The organism is Streptomyces sp. DSM 110735 (assembly GCF_016482685.1).
Taxonomy (GTDB): Bacteria; Actinomycetota; Actinomycetes; order Streptomycetales; family Streptomycetaceae; genus Streptomyces.
The window spans coordinates 1-17,694 of sequence record NZ_JACYHF010000005.1; the positions used below are offsets into that span (position 1 = coordinate 1).

The window sequence follows — 17,694 nt, forward strand, 5'->3', positions numbered from 1 at the left end:
GAAGCTAAGCCTCACAGCGCCGATGGTACTGCAAGGGGGACCTTGTGGGAGAGTAGGACGCCGCCGAACTCCTTTTGATAGGGCTGGTCCCTGAACTTCGGTTCAGGGACCAGCCCTTTTTTGTTTTGCTTAACTTTACGTTCATATCGCGCCCGAACCATGGGTCCCATGGCTACCGCTGAAATGCTCAGGGCCGCCGGTGTGGGCGCCGGTCACGAGGTCGTCGTACCGGCCTTCGGGAACGCGGAGATCGCCGAGGCCGTGACCCGCGCGGGCGCGCTGCCGGCCTTCGCCGACATAGACCCCGTCACCTACTGCCTGGACGCCGCTGCCGTGGAGGCGGCGACAACTCCCCGCACCGCGGCCCTCGTTGTCGTACATCGCTTCGGACGGCAGGCGGACACCCGGGCGTTGCGGGAGGTCGCCGCGCGGCACGGGTTGTTCGTGCTGGAGCACGGCGAGTCCGAGACGCCGTACGACGAGCTGGCTTCCCGCCGGGAGCGGGCTGCTTACCTCGACGCGCGGCTCAAGGGGGTGCGGACTCCCGCCGGGGGCGAGGGGCACACCTATCAGCAGTACGTGGTGCGGGTGCCGGGCAATGGCAGGCCGGACCGGGACGCGTTCGCGCGGGCCCTGCGGGCCAAGGGAGTTGACTGCCGGGTGCCCGTGCGGACGCCCGTCCACCGGCTGCCCGGATTCCGGCGCGGTGTGTCGCTGCCGGAGACCGAGCGTGCCGCCGACGAGACGCTGGCGCTGCCCGTGGACGCCGCGCTGACGAAGCGGGAGATGCACCGGATCGCCGCTGCCTGCAACGCTCTTGGCGGACTTCTTCAGCCCGCTTGATGATCGGCCCCGAACGGATTTGGGAACCCGTGCGTGTTCGGGGTACGATCTTCTTGTTGCCGCGAGGGAAACCTCGAAAGCGACAAGGCCCCTATAGCTCAGTCGGTAGAGCGTCTCCATGGTAAGGAGAAGGTCAACGGTTCGATTCCGTTTGGGGGCTCAGCGAAAAAGACCCCGCCCCTTCGGGCGGGGTCTTTCGCATGTCCGGGGGACAGACGCGGGGGCCGGTGGCCCCGGGCCTCAGTCCTGTTGGAGGCCCGGAACCCGCATGGCCAGGATCGCCATGTCGTCGGACGGGGCGTCGGAGGCGAAGCGCTCGACCGCGCGCAGGATGCGGGCGGCCACGGCGCCCGCGGTGAGTCCCGTGCAGGTGGTGAGGACGTCGGCGAGGCCGTCGTCGCCCAACATGCGGGCGCCCTCGCGGCGTTCGGTGACGCCGTCCGTGACGCACAGGAGCACGTCGCCGGGGTCGAGGGTGACCGTCTGCTCGTACAGCTCCAGGTCCTCGATCACGCCGAGCAGGGGCTGCGGTTCGGCGGCGGCTTCCACCGTGCCGTTCTGACGCAGGCGCAGCGGGAGCGGGTGGCCCGCGCAGACCATCTTCATCTCGGCGCCGCCGTCGGGCTGGGGGCGCAACTCGCCGTAGAGCAGGGTGAGGAAGCGGCTGCGGTCGCCCTCGTCGAGGATCGCGGAGTTGAGGCGCTCCAGGACCGCCGGGCCGCTCAGGCCCTCGCGGGCGAGCAGGCGCAGGGCGTGCCGGGCGAGTCCGGTGACGGCGGCGGCGTTCGGTCCTGTGCCGCAGACGTCGCCGATGGCGAAGCCGTAGGCGCCGTCGCCGATCGGGAAGAGGTCGTAGAAGTCGCCGCCGACCTCGTTGCCCTCGCCGGCCGCGCGGTAGATGACGTCGACCTCGACGCCGTCGATGTGCGGCAGGCCCGGGGGCAGCAGGCTGCGCTGGAGGGACTGGCTGATGGCCGTGCGCTCCGAGTACAGGCGGGCGTTGTCCAGGGCGAGCGCGGCACGGCGGGAGAGGTCCTCGGCCAGTTCCAGGATCTCCTGGCGGAAGTGTTCGTCCGTGGGCTTGCCCAGGGTGAGCATGCCGATGACGCGGTTGCGGGCGACCAGCGGGAGGACCACGGTCTCGCCGCCGACGGCGGAGGCGGTCGCCAGGGTCGGTCCGATGCTCGCGGTGAGCTGCTGTGCGGGACCGCCGCCGAGACCGAGGCTGCGCATGGAGCTGCGCAGGGCCGCCTGGTGGGCGACCTCGCCGGGCAGTGGCCAGACCTGGGCGCCGGGGGTGAGGACGGGCTCGGGCGGGGGGATCTTCGACAGCAGGGACTTGATGCCGTCGATGAGTTCCTCGTCCTCGTGCAGGACGTACGACAGATAGGGGTCGGAGGCGGGGTCGGCGATCGTGTAGACCGCGCACCAGGTGGCCAGGGTCGGGACCGTCATCTGGGCCATGAGGGCCAGTGTCTGGTCGCGGTCGAGGGTGCCGGCGAGCAGGTCGGACGCCTCGACCAGGAAGCTGAGCGAGCCGCGGCGCAGCCGTTCCAGTTCGCCGAGGCGGGCCGATTCGACGGCCAGGGCGATGCGGTCGGCGGCGAACTGCAGGCGCAGTGCCTCCTCGTTGGAGTAGCGGCCGGGTCCCTCGGCGGCGACGCCCAGGGAGCCGGTGAGGCGCCCCTCGACCTTGAGCGGCACCGTGACGACCGAGCGCATGCCGGTACCGGCGAGGAGGGGGACGGCGCCGGGCACGGAGGTGAGGTCCTCGTGGACGGCGGGCATCCGGGCGGAGCCGTAGCGGCCGGGTCCCGCCTCGACGGGGACGCGGGCGAAGCGCTGGCGGGCGGAGGGCAGTCCGGTGGAGGCGCGGACCTCCAGTTCGGTCTCGTCGTCGGTGGCCAGGAGCAGGAAGGCGGAGTCGCCGTCGAGCATGTCGCGGGCGCGTTCGACCGTGCGCTGGAGGAGACCGTCGAGGTCGTCCGGGGCGGGGGAGCCGATGAAGACCTCGAAGGGGTCGGCGCTCGGGCCGTCGGCGCCGCCCTGGTCGCCCGCGGGTCCGCGGGAGGGGGTCTGGAGGACGGCGCGCTCGTGGTCGCGGACCAGGAGGCAGACGGTGGAGGGCTCGCCCTCGGTGTCGCGGACTCTGAGGTGGGAGGCGTAGACGGGGGTGACGCGGCCGTCGGAGCGGCGGACGCCGTAGCTGCCCTCCCAGCGGGAGAGCTGGAGCGCCTCGGCGATGCCGGTGCCGGTGCCCGGGGTGTGCGGCCAGGCGGCGAGGTCGGTCAGCGGCTTGCCGACGACGTCGTCGGCGGCGTACCCGAAGAGGTCCTCGGCGTCCTCGTTCCAGGCGCTGACCGAGCCCTTGCGGTCGATCTGGAGGACGGCCACGCGGACCCGGCCGTCGGCGGTGGGCAGCAGGTCGGGGGGCAGGGCGGGACCGGCGGTGCGGGTGCCGAGCGGGCGTTCGGGCAGGTCGAGCTGGAACCAGACGTTCTTGTGGGTGGAGGTGTACTCCACGCCCCAGCGGGAGGCGAGCGCGGCGCAGAGCTGGAGGCCGCGGCCGCCCTCGCGGTCGGGGCTGCCCATGACCGCGTGGGCGTTCTGCAGCGGGACCTCGCGCTCGGGGTAGCGGTCGGAGACCTCGATGCGGACGCCGGGCTCGGTGCGCAGGCACAGGACCTCGGCCTCGGTGCCCGCGTGGACGACGGCGTTGGTCACCAGTTCGCTGGTGAGGACCACGGCGTCGTCGACGATGTCGGCGAAGCCCCAGCCCTGGAGGGTGTCGCGGACGAAGGACCGGGCGGTCGCGACCGATCGCCCCACGGGCTCGAAGCTGGCGGCCGCGCGCGCGGTGATCACAGAACTCCCTGACCTGTCGTCTACGTGCAAGGCGATGGGACCGGCGGGCTCACGCCGCTGCCGCGGCATCCGCTCGCCCTTCGGCCCCTGCTCCGGGGTCTGTTCCCCCGGGATCGCTCCGGTCATGCTCCGCGGCCGCCCCTCCGATAACCGCTCTTCGTCGTCTCGGCGCGGGGCCGAGCGGGCCGGTGCGGCTGGACAGCCCGGTGCAAGGTTACTTACCTTCGCCGTCCGAGCGGATGCCGGTCACCGGTGTTTACCCCCCAGGGTGTGCGGACGATGTGCGAAGCTGCCGAACTGTTATGGCCTGGTTCGGCCGGGGTGAAACACTGGGCAGGATTTTGATGAAGGTCCGGCCGGACCGCGTGTGTTCCGTGAGCGGCGGGCAGCAGCCCCTGGTGCGGCCGGAACTTCGCGGACAGCGGTAACGGCAGGAGTGCCGGGCGGCCGTAGCGGCCGGGCGGTGACGAGTACGCGGAAGCAATCCGGGGCGCCGGCCGGCGGCGCACCGGGCCGGCGCAGCCGGGCACGGCAGTGACGGTCTACCCCTCCGGGAGGGACACAGTGGAGTCTGGCGCAGCGACGCGGGGCACGAAGACGCGCGCGAAGGGCGGACCGTCCGCGCGGAGGGGCGGGGGCACCACCACCGTGGACACCGCTGCCCTGAACCGGTTGCTGTCGGCTCTGGAGGCCATGCGGGACGGCAATTTCCGCAAGCGGCTCACGGTGTCCGGCGACGGGGTGATGTCGGAGATCGCGGCGGTCTTCAACGAGGTCGCCGACCGCAATCTGCATCTGACCGGTGAGCTGGCGCGGGTGCGGCGCATGGTCGGGCGCGAGGGCAAGCTCACGGAGCGGCTGGAGACGGGGGCGTGCGAGGGCTCCTGGGCGGCCGCCGTGGAGAACTCCAACGCGCTGGTCGACGAGCTGGTGTGGCCGGTCTCGGAGGTCAGCCGGGTGCTGACGGCGGTCGCCGAGGGCGATCTGTCGCCGCGCATGGATCTGCGCACCGAGGCGCCGGACGGGACCGGGCATCCGCTGCGGGGCGAGTTCCTCAAGGTGGGCCGGACCGTCAACAACCTGGTGGACCAGCTCTCCACGTTCACCGACGAGGTGACGCGGGTCGCCATCGAGGTCGGCACCGAGGGCAAGCTCGGCGGTCAGGCCAAGGTGCGGGGCATGTCGGGTTCGTGGAAGGACCTGACGGAGTCCGTCAACACCATGGCGAACCGGCTCACCGCGCAGGTGCGGGACATCGCCCTGGTGACGACGGCGGTCGCGAGCGGTGATCTCTCGCGCAAGGTCACCGTGCAGGTGGCGGGCGAGATGCTGGAGCTGAAGAACACCGTCAACACGATGGTGGAGCAGCTCTCGTCCTTCTCCTCCGAGGTGACGCGGGTCGCCCGTGAGGTGGGCACCGAGGGCATCCTGGGCGGTCAGGCGCAGGTGCCCGGGGTGGCCGGGGTGTGGAAGGAGCTGACCGACTCCGTCAACACGATGGCCGGGAACCTCACCGCGCAGGTGCGCGGGATCTCCCAGGTGACGACGGCGGTCGCGAACGGTGACCTGTCCCAGAAGGTGACGGTGCCCGCGCGCGGCGAGGTCGCGCAGCTCGCCGAGACGATCAACCAGATGACCGAGACGCTGCGGATCTTCGCGGACGAGGTCACGCGGGTGGCGAACGAGGTCGGCGCCGAGGGGCGCCTTGGCGGTCAGGCCAATGTGCCGGGCGCGGCGGGCACCTGGAAGGACCTGACGGACTCGGTCAACACGGTGTTCCGGAACCTGACCACGCAGGTGCGGGACATCGCGGCCGTGACGACCGCCGTGGCGAACGGCGATCTGTCGCAGAAGGTCACGGTGGACGTGGCCGGTGAGATGCTGGAGCTGAAGAACACCGTCAACGGCATGGTGGACCAGCTCTCGGCGTTCGGTGCCGAGGTGACCCGGGTCGCGCGGGAGATCGGTGTCGAGGGTGAGCTGGGCGGTCAGGCGCAGGTGTCCGGCGCGGCCGGTACCTGGAAGGACCTGACGGACTCGGTCAACACCGCGTTCCGCAACCTGACCGGTCAGGTGCGCAACATCGCCCAGGTGACGACGGCGGTGGCCAACGGCGACCTCTCGCAGAAGGTCACCGTGGACGTCTCCGGCGAGATGCTCAAGCTGAAGAACACCGTGAACACCATGGTGGACCAGCTCTCCAGCTTCGCCGACCAGGTGACGCGGATGGCCCGTGACGTGGGCACGGAGGGGCGCCTGGGGGGTCAGGCGCGGGTGGACGGTGTCTCGGGCACCTGGAAGGAGCTGACGGACTCCGTCAACCTCATGGCCAACAACCTGACCATGCAGGTGCGCAACATCTCCCAGGTGACGACGGCGGTGGCGCGCGGTGATCTGTCGCAGAAGATCGGCGTGGACGCGCGCGGGGAGATCCTGGAGCTGAAGAACACCATCAACACGATGGTGGACCAGCTCTCCGCCTTCGCCGACCAGGTGACCCGGGTCGCCCGTGACGTGGGCACCGAGGGGCGCCTGGGCGGTCAGGCGCAGGTGCCGGGTGTGGCCGGTGTGTGGCGGGACCTCACCGAGTCGGTGAACGGCATGGCGGGCAACCTCACCGGCCAGGTGCGCAACATCGCGCAGGTCGCGACCGCGGTGGCGCGCGGCGACCTCTCCCAGAAGATCACCGTGGACGCGCGCGGGGAGATCCTGGAGCTCAAGAACACGCTGAACACGATGGTGGACCAGCTCTCCTCGTTCGCGCAGGAGGTCACGCGCGTCGCCCGTGAGGTGGGCACGGAGGGCATCCTCGGCGGTCAGGCGGAGGTCCAGGGTGTCTCGGGCACCTGGAAGGACCTCACGCAGTCCGTGAACTTCATGGCGAACAACCTGACGAGTCAGGTGCGCAACATCGCCGAGGTCACGACGGCGGTGGCCAAGGGTGACCTGTCGAAGAAGATCACCGTCGACGCCAAGGGCGAGATCCTCGAACTGGTCACCACGGTCAACACGATGGTGGACCAGCTCTCCAGCTTCGCCGAGCAGGTGACCCGGGTGGCCCGTGAGGTGGGCACCGAGGGCATCCTGGGCGGTCAGGCGCATGTGCCGGGTGTCACGGGCATCTGGAAGGACCTGAGCAACAACGTCAACCTGATGGCCAACAACCTGACCATGCAGGTGCGCAACATCTCGCAGGTCGCCTCGGCGGTGGCCAACGGCGACCTGACCCGTCAGGTGACCATCGAGGCGCGCGGCGAGGTGGCGCAGCTCGCGGACACCATCAACATCATGGTGAAGACGCTGAGTTCGTTCGCGGACCAGGTCACCAAGGTGGCCCGCGAGGTGGGTACGGACGGCATCCTGGGCGGTCAGGCGCACGTTCCCGGTGTGGCGGGCACGTGGAAGGACCTCACCGAGTCGGTGAACGGGATGGCGTCCAACCTGACCGGCCAGGTGCGCAACATCGCGATGGTGACGACGGCCATCGCCAAGGGTGATCTGACCAAGAAGATCGACATCGACGCCCGGGGCGAGATCCTGGAGCTGAAGACGACGATCAACACGATGGTGGACCAGCTCTCGTCGTTCGCCCAGGAGGTCACCCGCGTGGCCCGTGAGGTGGGCACGGAGGGCATCCTGGGCGGTCAGGCGCGGGTGCGGGACGTGGACGGCACCTGGCGGGACCTGACGGAGTCCGTGAACGAGATGGCCGGGAACCTGACCCGGCAGGTGCGCGCGATCGCCAAGGTCGCCACGGCCGTGACACGCGGCGATCTGAACCTGAAGATCGACGTGGACGCCTCCGGCGAGATCCAGGAACTCCAGGACTCCATCAACAAGATGATCGCCAATCTGCGCGACACCACGATCGTCAACAAGGAACAGGACTGGCTCAAGGGCAACCTGGCCCGGATCTCCGCGCTCATGCAGGGGCGCCGTGATCTCAAGGACGTCGCCTCGCTCATCATGAGCGAGCTGACGCCGGTGGTCTCGGCGCAGCACGGCGCGTTCTTCCTGGCGATGCCGCTGGTGGACGGCCAGGAGATCGGCGGCGACTCCGAGGACGGGTACGAGCTGCGGCTGCTGGGGTCGTACGGCTGCACGACGGGGGCGATGCCGACGTCGTTCCGTCCCGGTGAGGGGCTGATCGGCGCGGTGGCGCAGGAGAAGCACACGCTGCTCGTGGAGCCCCCGGCCGGCTATCTCAAGATCACCTCGGGGCTGGGCGAGGCTCGGCCCGCGCAACTGATCGTGCTGCCGGTGGTCTTCGAGGGCAAGGTGCTCGGCGTGATCGAGCTGGCGTCGTTCACCAGGTTCACGCACATCCAGCGGGACTTCCTCAGCCAGATCGCGGAGATGATCGCGACCAGCGTCAACACCATCTCGGTCAACACCAAGACCGAGCAGTTGCTGGCGCAGTCGCAGGAGCTGACCGAGCAACTGCGGGAGCGGTCGGCGGAGTTGGAGAACCGGCAGAAGGCGCTGCAGTCCTCCAACGCCGAACTGGAGGAGAAGGCCGAGCTGTTGGCCCGGCAGAACCGCGACATCGAGGTCAAGAACACCGAGATCGAGGAGGCGCGGCAGGTCCTGGAGGAGCGTGCCGAGCAGCTCGCGGTGTCGATGCGGTACAAGAGCGAGTTCCTCGCCAACATGTCGCACGAGCTGCGTACGCCGCTCAACTCCCTGCTGATCCTGGCCAAGTTGCTCGCCGACAACGCGGAGACCAACCTCTCCCCGAAGCAGGTGGAGTTCGCCGAGACCATTCACGGTGCGGGCTCCGACCTGCTCCAGCTCATCAACGACATCCTCGATCTGTCGAAGGTCGAGGCGGGCAAGATGGACGTCTCGCCGACGCGGATCGCGCTGGTCCAGCTCGTGGACTACGTGGAGGCGACCTTCCGGCCGCTGACGGCGGAGAAGGGGCTGGACCTGTCGGTGCGGGTCTCGCCTGAGCTGCCCGCGACCCTGCACACGGACGAGCAGCGGCTGCTCCAGGTGCTGCGCAACCTGCTGTCCAACGCGGTGAAGTTCACCGACTCGGGCTCGGTGGAGCTGGTGATCCGGCCCGCCGGGACGGACGTACCGCAGTCCATCCGGGAGCAGTTGCTGGAGGCGGGCTCGCTGACCGATCCGGACGCGCCGCTGATCGCGTTCTCGGTGACCGACACCGGCATCGGGATCGCCGCGAGCAAGATGCGGGTGATCTTCGAGGCGTTCAAGCAGGCCGACGGCACGACCAGCCGCAAGTACGGCGGCACCGGGCTCGGTCTGTCGATCTCCCGTGAGATCGCCCAGTTGCTCGGCGGTGAGATCCACGCGCAGAGCGAGCCGGGGCGCGGCTCGACGTTCACGCTGTATCTGCCGCTGCACCTCAACGGGCTGCCGCCGCAGGGCTATTACCAGCAGTCCGTGCCGCAACTGGAGGCCGGTGAGCTGGTCGCCGCCTCCGAGGCGCGGGTGTCCACGGAGCTGTCGGCGGCGGAGACCGAGACCCCGGCCGAGGTGAAGTCGTACCGGGAGACGCAGAACGGGCCCGCCGCGCTCTTCCGGCGGCGCCGTCGCTCCGCGACCCCGGAACCCCGCCTGGAGCTGCCTCAGGCGCCCGCCGAGCAGCAGGAGGGCGAGGCGCGGGCGGAGTCCACCGTGCGGTTCGGCGGTGAGAAGGTGCTGATCGTCGACGACGACGTGCGCAACGTGTTCGCGCTCACCAGCGTCCTGGAGCAGCACGGCCTCGCGGTGCTGTACGCCGAGAACGGCCGCGAGGGCATCGAGGTGCTTGAGCAGCACGACGACGTGGTGGTCGTGCTGATGGACATCATGATGCCGGAGATGGACGGCTACGCGACGACCACGGCGATCCGCAGGATGCCGCAGTTCGCGGGGCTGCCGATCATCGCGCTGACGGCCAAGGCGATGAAGGGCGACCGGGAGAAGGCGCTGCAGTCGGGCGCCTCCGACTACGTCACCAAGCCGGTCGACCCGGACCATCTGCTGGGTGTCATGCGACAGTGGATGCGGCCGGAATCGAACGGTGGCTGAGCGCCGGGCGATCCCGGTGCCGGGGTTGTGGCGGCAGTGCCGCGAGCCCCGGTGACGGTGTGACAGGACGGGATGTGACGGAGGACTCACATCCCCGGCAGGTGTCGGAATCCCGGATTCCGGGAACGTTCCGGGCCCGGCCCGCGTTTCCGCTCCGTGCACAGTGACATCACGGTGACAGGGTGTGGCGACGGGCGGGGTGCGGCTACGATGACCGGCACAAGGACGGGCGGCGAAAGGGAGTCGTCCCCTGGGGCGGCGCCCGGTGTACCGCCGGGGCGAGGAGGGCGGGCCATGGTGCAGAAGGCCAAGATCCTCCTGGTCGATGACCGGCCGGAGAATCTGCTGGCGCTGGAGGCCATCCTCTCGGCGCTCGATCAGACGCTGGTGCGGGCATCGTCCGGGGAGGAAGCGCTCAAAGCACTGCTCACGGACGATTTCGCGGTCATTCTGCTGGATGTCCAGATGCCGGGCATGGACGGTTTCGAGACGGCCGCGCACATCAAGCGGCGGGAGCGGACACGGGACATCCCGATCATCTTCCTGACCGCGATCAACCACGGCCCCCACCACACCTTCCGGGGGTACGCGGCGGGCGCGGTGGACTACATCTCCAAGCCGTTCGACCCCTGGGTGCTGCGCGCCAAGGTGTCGGTGTTCGTCGAGCTGTACATGAAGAACTGCCAACTGCGTGAGCAGGCGGCGCTGCTGCGGCTCCAGTTGGAGGGCGGCGGCAAGAACGCGGTCGGCGGCAAGGAACCCGCCGGGCTGCTCGCGGAGCTGTCCGCGCGGCTCGCTGCCGTCGAGGAGCAGGCCGAGGCGCTCTCCAAGCAACTGGACGAGGAGTCGGCGGACGCGGCGGCGGTCGCCACCGCCGCCCATCTGGAGCGCAAGCTCACCGGGTTGCGGCGCGCGCTGGACGCGCTGGAGCCGGGCGCGGACGGCGGGGGAGCCCCGCTGCCGCCGCAGAACTGACGTGCCGAAACCGGCGCCCGCGCCGAGCGGGCGTCCGTGAGGGCACGTCAGTTCCGTGCCCCGGCACGGGCGACACGAACGGGTGAAGCTCTGGGCACACGTGTCCGTTGTCGCCCTCACCGGTAACCTCACACCCATGGCCTCACGTCCCTCCGCAGCCAAGAAGCAGCCCGCCAGAAAGGCGGCCGCTCCCGCGAAGGCTCCGGCGAGGAAGGCCCCCGCGAAGAAGGCACCGGCCAAGAAGGCGGTCGCCAGGAAGGCTCCGGCGCGCAAGCCGGTTCCGGCGAAGCCCGCGCCCAGCCCCACCGGGGGCGTGTACCGGCTCGTGCGCGCCCTCTGGCTGGGTCTCGCGCACGCGGTCGGCGCCGTCTTCCGGGGCATAGGGCAGGGCGCGAAGAACCTCGACCCGGCCCACCGCAAGGACGGCGTGGCGCTGCTGCTGTTCGCCCTCGCGCTGATCGTGGCCGCCGGGACCTGGGCCGATCTGCAGGGTCCGGTGGGCGACCTGGTGGAGATCCTGGTCACCGGCGCCTTCGGGCGGCTCGACCTGCTCGTCCCGGTCCTGCTCGCCGTGATCGCCGTACGGTTCATCCGGCACCCGGAGCAGCCGGAGGCGAACGGGCGGATCGTGATCGGTCTGTCCGCGCTCGTCGTCGGCGTCCTCGGGCAGGTCCACATCGCCTGCGGCTCGCCCGCCCGCGGCGACGGGATGCGCGCCATAAGGGACGCGGGCGGTCTGATCGGCTGGGCCGCGGCGACCCCGCTGACGTACACCATGACCGCGGTGCTCGCCGTGCCGCTGCTGGTGCTGCTCACCGTGTTCGGGCTGCTGGTCGTCACCGCCACGCCGGTCAATGCCATTCCGCAGCGCCTGCGCGCGCTCGGCGTGCGCCTGGGCGTGGTGCACGACCCGGGCGTCGACGCCTTCGACGCCGGGGAGTTCGCGGAGTACGACGAGGAGTGGCGCGAAGGCACCGCGGGGCGCCCCCGGACGCGCCGGGGCGCCCCAGACGGCCACGACGCGGACGGCGCCGAGGAGGACGCCCTCGCGCGCCGCCGGAGCCGCCCCCGGCGCTCCGCCGCGCCCCAGCCCGACCCGCAGCGACCGATGGACGCGGTGGACGTCGCCGCCGCGGCGGCCGCCGCGCTCGACGGCGCCGTACTGCACGGGATGCCGCCCTCCCCGGTGGTCGCCGACCTCACCCAGGGCGTGAGCACGGGCGACCGCGAGGAGACGACGCCGGTGCCGACGCCGTCCCCGGTTCCGGGCGCCCGGCCGAAGCGGGACACCTCCTCGGACTCCGGCAGCGTCCCCGACCTCACCAAGTCCTCCCCGCCGCCCGAGCCCCGCGAGATGCCCGCGCGCGCCGAACAGCTCCAGCTCTCCGGGGACATCACCTACGCGCTGCCCTCGCTCGACCTGCTCACCCGCGGCGGTCCCGGCAAGTCGCGCAGCGCCGCCAACGACGCGATCGTCGCCTCGCTGCGCACGGTGTTCAGCGAGTTCAAGGTGGACGCCGACGTCACCGGCTTCACCCGGGGTCCGACGGTCACCCGCTATGAGGTCCAGCTCGGTCCCGCCGTGAAGGTCGAGCGGATCACCGCGCTCACCAAGAACATCGCGTACGCCGTCGCCAGCCCGGACGTGCGGATCATCAGCCCGATCCCCGGCAAGTCGGCGGTCGGCATCGAGATCCCCAACACCGACCGCGAGATGGTCAACCTCGGCGACGTGCTGCGCCTCGCGGAGTCCGCCGAGGACGACGACCCGATGCTGGTCGCCTTCGGCAAGGACGTCGAGGGCGGGTACGTCATGCACTCGCTGGCCAAGATGCCGCACATGCTGGTCGCCGGTGCCACCGGCTCCGGCAAGTCGTCCTGCATCAACTGCCTGATCACCTCGATCATGATGCGCGCGACCCCCGAGGACGTGCGGATGATCCTGGTCGACCCCAAGCGCGTGGAGCTGACCGCCTACGAGGGCATCCCGCACCTGATCACGCCGATCATCACCAACCCCAAGCGGGCCGCCGAGGCGCTGCAGTGGGTCGTGCGCGAGATGGACCTGCGCTACGACGACCTCGCCGCCTACGGCTACCGGCACATCGACGACTTCAACCGCGCGGTGCGCGAGGGCAAGGTCACGCCGCCGCCCGGCAGCGAGCGCGAGCTGCAGCCGTACCCCTATCTGCTGGTGATCGTGGACGAGCTGGCCGACCTGATGATGGTCGCTCCCCGCGACGTCGAGGACGCCATCGTGCGCATCACCCAGCTCGCCCGCGCCGCCGGCATCCATCTGGTGCTCGCCACCCAGCGCCCCTCCGTGGACGTGGTCACCGGTCTCATCAAGGCCAACGTGCCCTCCCGGCTGGCCTTCGCGACCTCCTCGCTGGCCGACTCCCGCGTCATCCTCGACCAGCCCGGCGCCGAGAAGCTCATCGGCAAGGGCGACGGTCTGTTCCTGCCCATGGGCGCCAACAAGCCGACCCGTATGCAGGGCGCGTTCGTGACCGAGGAAGAGGTCGCGGTCGTCGTCCAGCACTGCAAGGACCAGATGGCGCCCGTCTTCCGGGACGACGTCACCGTGGGCACCAAGCAGAAGAAGGAGATCGACGAGGACATCGGCGACGACCTGGACCTGCTGTGCCAGGCGGCCGAGCTGGTCGTCTCCACCCAGTTCGGGTCCACCTCGATGCTCCAGCGCAAGCTGCGGGTGGGCTTCGCCAAGGCGGGCCGGCTGATGGACCTCATGGAGTCGCGGAACATCGTGGGTCCGAGCGAGGGTTCGAAGGCCCGTGACGTGCTCGTGAAACCTGACGAGCTGGACGGAGTGCTCGCCGTGATCCGGGGGGAGTCTGAGGGTTAGGACCCGCCGTGCAGCGCGTCCTAACACGCTGAAGGAGAGCGGGCCACCCGGCGTGTCGGTGTTGCGCCGGGTGGCCGCACCGCCGTGATCCACCCGTTAGATCTCGGCGGGCAACCGTTTCCCTTCGCAGTACGTCAAGTTGAGCGAGATGCGGGGTAGAGGTTCCTTTCGGAAGCCGATTCCCCCGTCCCGCCGTCGGACCGACCGGCCATTCCGATGGCGTACAAAGTCCCGTCGCCCGCTTGCCCCACCCTTTCGTACCCCGCCTAGACTGAACCTCCAGCACAGGTGGCTCACACGCTCGAAAGGCGCCCCCGTGTCCATCGGCAGCAACTCCCCCGAAGACGAGCGTCCGTTCCACGACGTACCCGACGAAAAGCGCCCCTCCGTCGGCCATGCCCTCAAGCAGGCGCGCCTGGCCGCCGGTCTGACGGTGAGCGACGTCAGCAACGCCACGCGCGTCCGTCTCGCCATCGTGCACGCCATAGAGGCCGACGACTTCGCGCCCTGCGGCGGCGACGTGTACGCCCGTGGGCACATTCGCACACTGGCCCGCGCCGTGCACCTCGACCCCGCGCCGCTGGTCGCGCAGTTCGACGCCGAACACGGCGGACGGCCCGCGCCCACCCCGGCCGCGCCGCTGTTCGAGGCCGAACGCATCCGACCCGAACGGCGGGGGCCCAACTGGACGGCCGCCATGGTCGCCGCGATCGTCGTCGTGATCGGTTTCGTCGGCTTCACCGCCTTCAAGGGCGGCGACGGCGGCGGCGACACGCAGGCCGCCGACGGCAGCCCCTCGCCCACCGTCACCAAGTCCCCGTCCGCCACGCCCGCCCCGGCCAAGCCCGCCACGCCGAAGTCCGACCCGTCCGACAGCGCCATCGCCGCCGCCCCCCAGGACAAGGTGACCGTCCAGGTCAGCGCGGCGAACGGGCGGAGCTGGATCTCCGCCAAGGACCACAACGGCCGGATGCTCTTCGACGGGCTGCTCGACAAGGGCCAGTCCAAGACCTTCCAGGACAGCACCAAGATCAACCTGATCCTCGGCGACGCCGGGGCGATCCAGCTCTACGTCAACGGCAAGAAGATCGACGACGATTTCCGGCCGGGCGCCGTGGAGCGTCTGACGTACACCAAGGGCGATCCCGAGGTGGGCTGACCCACCGGGGTGACCTCGGGGTGAGCGGTGATGTCGACGGGGTTGGCCACAGTGGCCAACCCCGTCGACATAGGGGGCCGGTCAGACAAAGTAGTCTTGAGCCCATGCCTGAACGCCGTACCGTCGCACTCGTCACTCTCGGCTGCGCCCGTAACGAGGTGGACTCGGAGGAGCTCGCAGGCCGCTTGGAGGCGGACGGCTGGCAGCTCGTCGAGGACGCCGCGGACGCCGATGTCGCCGTCGTCAACACCTGTGGATTCGTCGAAGCCGCCAAGAAGGACTCCGTCGACGCCCTCCTGGAGGCCAACGACCTCAAGGACCACGGCAGAACCCAGGCCGTCGTGGCCGTGGGCTGCATGGCCGAGCGGTACGGCAAGGAGCTGGCCGAGGCGCTGCCCGAGGCCGACGGCGTGCTCGGCTTCGACGACTACTCCGACATCTCCGACCGGCTGCAGACCATCCTGTCCGGCGGCATCCACGCCGCCCACACCCCGCGCGACCGCCGCAAGCTGCTGCCGATCAGCCCGGCCGAGCGCCAGAAGTCCGCTGCCGCCGTCGCCCTGCCCGGCCACGGCCCGACCGACCTCCCGGACGGGCTCGCGCCCGCCTCCGGACCGCGCGCGCCCCTGCGCCGCCGTCTGGACGGCTCCCCGGTCGCCTCGGTCAAGCTCGCCTCCGGCTGCGACCGGCGCTGCTCCTTCTGCGCCATCCCGTCCTTCCGCGGCTCCTTCATCTCCCGCCGCCCCAGCGACGTGCTCAACGAGACGCGCTGGCTGGCCGAGCAGGGCGTGAAGGAGATCATGCTGGTCTCCGAGAACAACACCTCCTACGGCAAGGACCTGGGCGACATCCGCCTCCTGGAGTCCCTGCTGCCCGAGCTGGCCGAGGTGGACGGCATCGAGCGGGTGCGCGTCAGCTACCTCCAGCCGGCCGAGATGCGCCCCGGTCTGATCGACGTGCTGACCTCCACCCCGAAGGTCGTGCCGTACTTCGACCTGTCCTTCCAGCACTCCGCGCCGAACGTGCTGCGCTCCATGCGCCGCTTCGGCGACACCGACCGCTTCCTGGAGCTGCTGGACACCATCCGGTCCAAGGCGCCCCAGGCCGGTGTGCGCTCCAACTTCATCGTCGGATTCCCCGGCGAGACCGAGTCCGACCTGGCCGAGCTGGAGCGCTTCCTCACCGGCGCCCGCCTGGACGCCATCGGCGTCTTCGGCTACTCGGACGAGGACGGCACCGAAGCCGCGACCTACGACGGCAAGCTCGACGAGGACGTGGTGGCCGAGCGCCTCGCCCGCGTCTCGCGGCTCGCCGAGGAGCTGGTCTCGCAGCGCGCCGAGGAGCGCCTCGGGGAGACCGTGCACGTCCTCGTGGAGTCCGTGGACGGCGAGGACGGGACGTACGGCCGCGGCGCCCACCAGGCGCCGGAGACGGACGGCCAGGTGCTGCTCACGAGCGGCGAGGGCCTGAGCGTGGGACGTATCGTCGAGGCCAAGGTGGTCGGCACCGAGGGTGTCGACCTGGTGGCCGAGCCGCTTCCGGGCTCGTCGGTGTGTAGCGAGGAGGCGGCCAGATGACCGGAGTCCCGGCATCCGCCTCGGGCGGCTCTCCCGGCGCGCGCAGCGCATCGGACCGGGCCGCCGACGGTGTTCCGGAGGTCTCCGGTCCCGCCCTCGCGCCGGACGCGCGTCCCCTGCGCGGCGGCAAGCTCGCGGCCGCCGCCGTCAACCAGGCCAGCGTCTGGAACGTCGCCAATCTGCTGACCATGCTCCGGCTGGTCCTGGTGCCCGGCTTCGTCGTCCTGATGCTGGAGGACGGCGGCTACGACCCCGCCTGGCGCTCACTCGCCTGGGCCGCCTTCGCCATCGCCATGATCACCGATCTGTTCGACGGTCATCTGGCGCGCACCTACAACCTGGTCACCGACTTCGGCAAGATCGCCGACCCGATAGCCGACAAGGCGATCATGGGCGCGGCGCTGATCTGCCTGTCGTCCCTGGGCGACCTGCCCTGGTGGGTGACGGGGATCATCCTCGGTAGGGAACTCGGCATCACCCTGCTGCGTTTCGTGGTCATCCGGTACGGCGTGATCCCGGCGAGCCGGGGCGGCAAGCTCAAGACGCTCACCCAGGGCGTCGCCGTCGGCATGTACGTGCTCGCGCTGACCGGCTGGCTGGCCAGCCTCAGGTTCTGGGTGATGGCCGCCGCGGTGATCCTCACCGTGGTCACCGGAGCCGACTATGTGAGACAGGCCATCGTGCTGCGCCGCCGGGGAATCGCGGAGCGCGCGGCGGCGTTGGAGGAACAGGAAGCGTGACGACCACGGCCACCGAACTGGTCCGGCTACTGACGGTGAGCGGAGAGACGCTCGCCGTCGCCGAGTCGCTGACCGGTGGCCTGGTCGCCGCCGACATCACCGCGGTCCCCGGGGCGTCCCGGGTCTTCCGCGGTTCGGTCACCGCTTACGCCACCGAGCTCAAGCACCGGCTCCTCGGTGTCGACGCCGCTCTGCTGGAGCGGCGCGGGGCGGTGGACCCGCAGGTCGCGGCCCAGATGGCCGCAGGGGTGCGCCAGGCCCTCGGGGCCGACTGGGGCATCGCCACCACGGGCGTCGCCGGCCCCGATCCGCAGGACGGGAACCCGGTGGGGACGGTCTTCGTCGCCGTCGCCGGACCGGCCGGAAAGCGCCTGGATTCCGCCCCCGGCGGAAAAGTGGAGGCCCTGCGGTTGAACGGCAGCCGTGCGGAAATTCGTAGGGAGAGTGTACGGAGCGTACTCGCGCTGCTTCTACGGGAGCTTGCGGGCGAACAGACCGGAAATGAGCGGGCACAGGATACGGAACGGAACGGGGGGTTTTGATGTTTGCAGCCCTGAGTGAACACGACATCGCTCCCCGCACGGCCGCGGCGCAAGGCGGTACGGTGGGGCGAGAAGGATGCGGCTACGC

9 protein-coding genes and 1 tRNA gene are annotated in these 17,694 nt (G+C 70.5%); 9 read left to right on the forward strand and 1 reads right to left on the reverse strand.

The window, feature by feature from the left end; genetic code table 11:
- The first annotated feature begins 183 nt into the window (after positions 1–183).
- Together IF655_RS10165 and IF655_RS10170 are read left to right on the forward strand one after the other, a co-directional pair.
- Entirely contained in the window at positions 184–843 is a 660-nt protein-coding gene (locus IF655_RS10165; RefSeq protein WP_199584231.1) for a DegT/DnrJ/EryC1/StrS family aminotransferase, read from the forward strand.
- Between the two features lie 87 nt (positions 844–930).
- A tRNA-Thr gene (locus IF655_RS10170) sits at positions 931–1,003 on the forward strand.
- 80 nt (positions 1,004–1,083) lie between these two features.
- On the opposite strand, the gene IF655_RS10175 is transcribed toward IF655_RS10170, so the two are convergent.
- Positions 1,084–3,834 carry a SpoIIE family protein phosphatase gene (locus IF655_RS10175; protein WP_199583810.1) on the reverse strand — a complete coding sequence of 917 codons (2,751 nt, stop codon included), beginning with the start codon at positions 3,832–3,834 and terminating at the stop codon, positions 1,084–1,086.
- A gap of 438 nt (positions 3,835–4,272) precedes the next feature.
- Here IF655_RS10175 and IF655_RS10180 point away from each other — a divergent pair, with 438 nt between their 5' ends.
- The 7 genes from IF655_RS10180 (at position 4,273) to IF655_RS10210 (ending at position 17,606) form a co-directional block, all read left to right on the forward strand.
- Complete coding sequence (locus IF655_RS10180) at positions 4,273–9,747, forward strand: HAMP domain-containing protein (protein WP_199583811.1); 5,475 nt, start codon at positions 4,273–4,275, stop codon at positions 9,745–9,747.
- A 294-nt stretch (positions 9,748–10,041) separates the two neighbouring features.
- Positions 10,042–10,722, forward strand: coding sequence for a two-component system response regulator (locus IF655_RS10185; protein ID WP_199583812.1), 681 nt, complete (start codon positions 10,042–10,044; stop codon positions 10,720–10,722).
- 136 nt (positions 10,723–10,858) lie between these two features.
- Complete coding sequence (locus tag IF655_RS10190; protein WP_199583813.1) at positions 10,859–13,588, forward strand: DNA translocase FtsK; 2,730 nt, start codon at positions 10,859–10,861, stop codon at positions 13,586–13,588.
- A gap of 316 nt (positions 13,589–13,904) precedes the next feature.
- Positions 13,905–14,747 carry a helix-turn-helix domain-containing protein gene (locus IF655_RS10195; protein WP_199583814.1) on the forward strand — a complete coding sequence of 281 codons (843 nt, stop codon included), beginning with the start codon at positions 13,905–13,907 and terminating at the stop codon, positions 14,745–14,747.
- A 104-nt stretch (positions 14,748–14,851) separates the two neighbouring features.
- The gene (gene rimO / locus IF655_RS10200) at positions 14,852–16,324 is read left to right on the forward strand and encodes a 30S ribosomal protein S12 methylthiotransferase RimO (RefSeq protein WP_199583815.1); all 1,473 of its coding nucleotides are present in this window, start codon (positions 14,852–14,854) and stop codon (positions 16,322–16,324) included.
- Entirely contained in the window at positions 16,321–17,064 is a 744-nt protein-coding gene (gene pgsA, locus IF655_RS10205) for a CDP-diacylglycerol--glycerol-3-phosphate 3-phosphatidyltransferase (RefSeq protein WP_199583816.1), read from the forward strand. Before rimO ends, pgsA begins: the two co-directional genes overlap by 4 nt.
- On the forward strand, positions 17,061–17,606 hold the full coding sequence (locus IF655_RS10210) for a CinA family protein (RefSeq protein ID WP_199583817.1): 546 nt from the start codon (positions 17,061–17,063) through the stop codon (positions 17,604–17,606). Before pgsA ends, IF655_RS10210 begins: the two co-directional genes overlap by 4 nt.
- Positions 17,607–17,694: the final 88 nt, after the last annotated feature.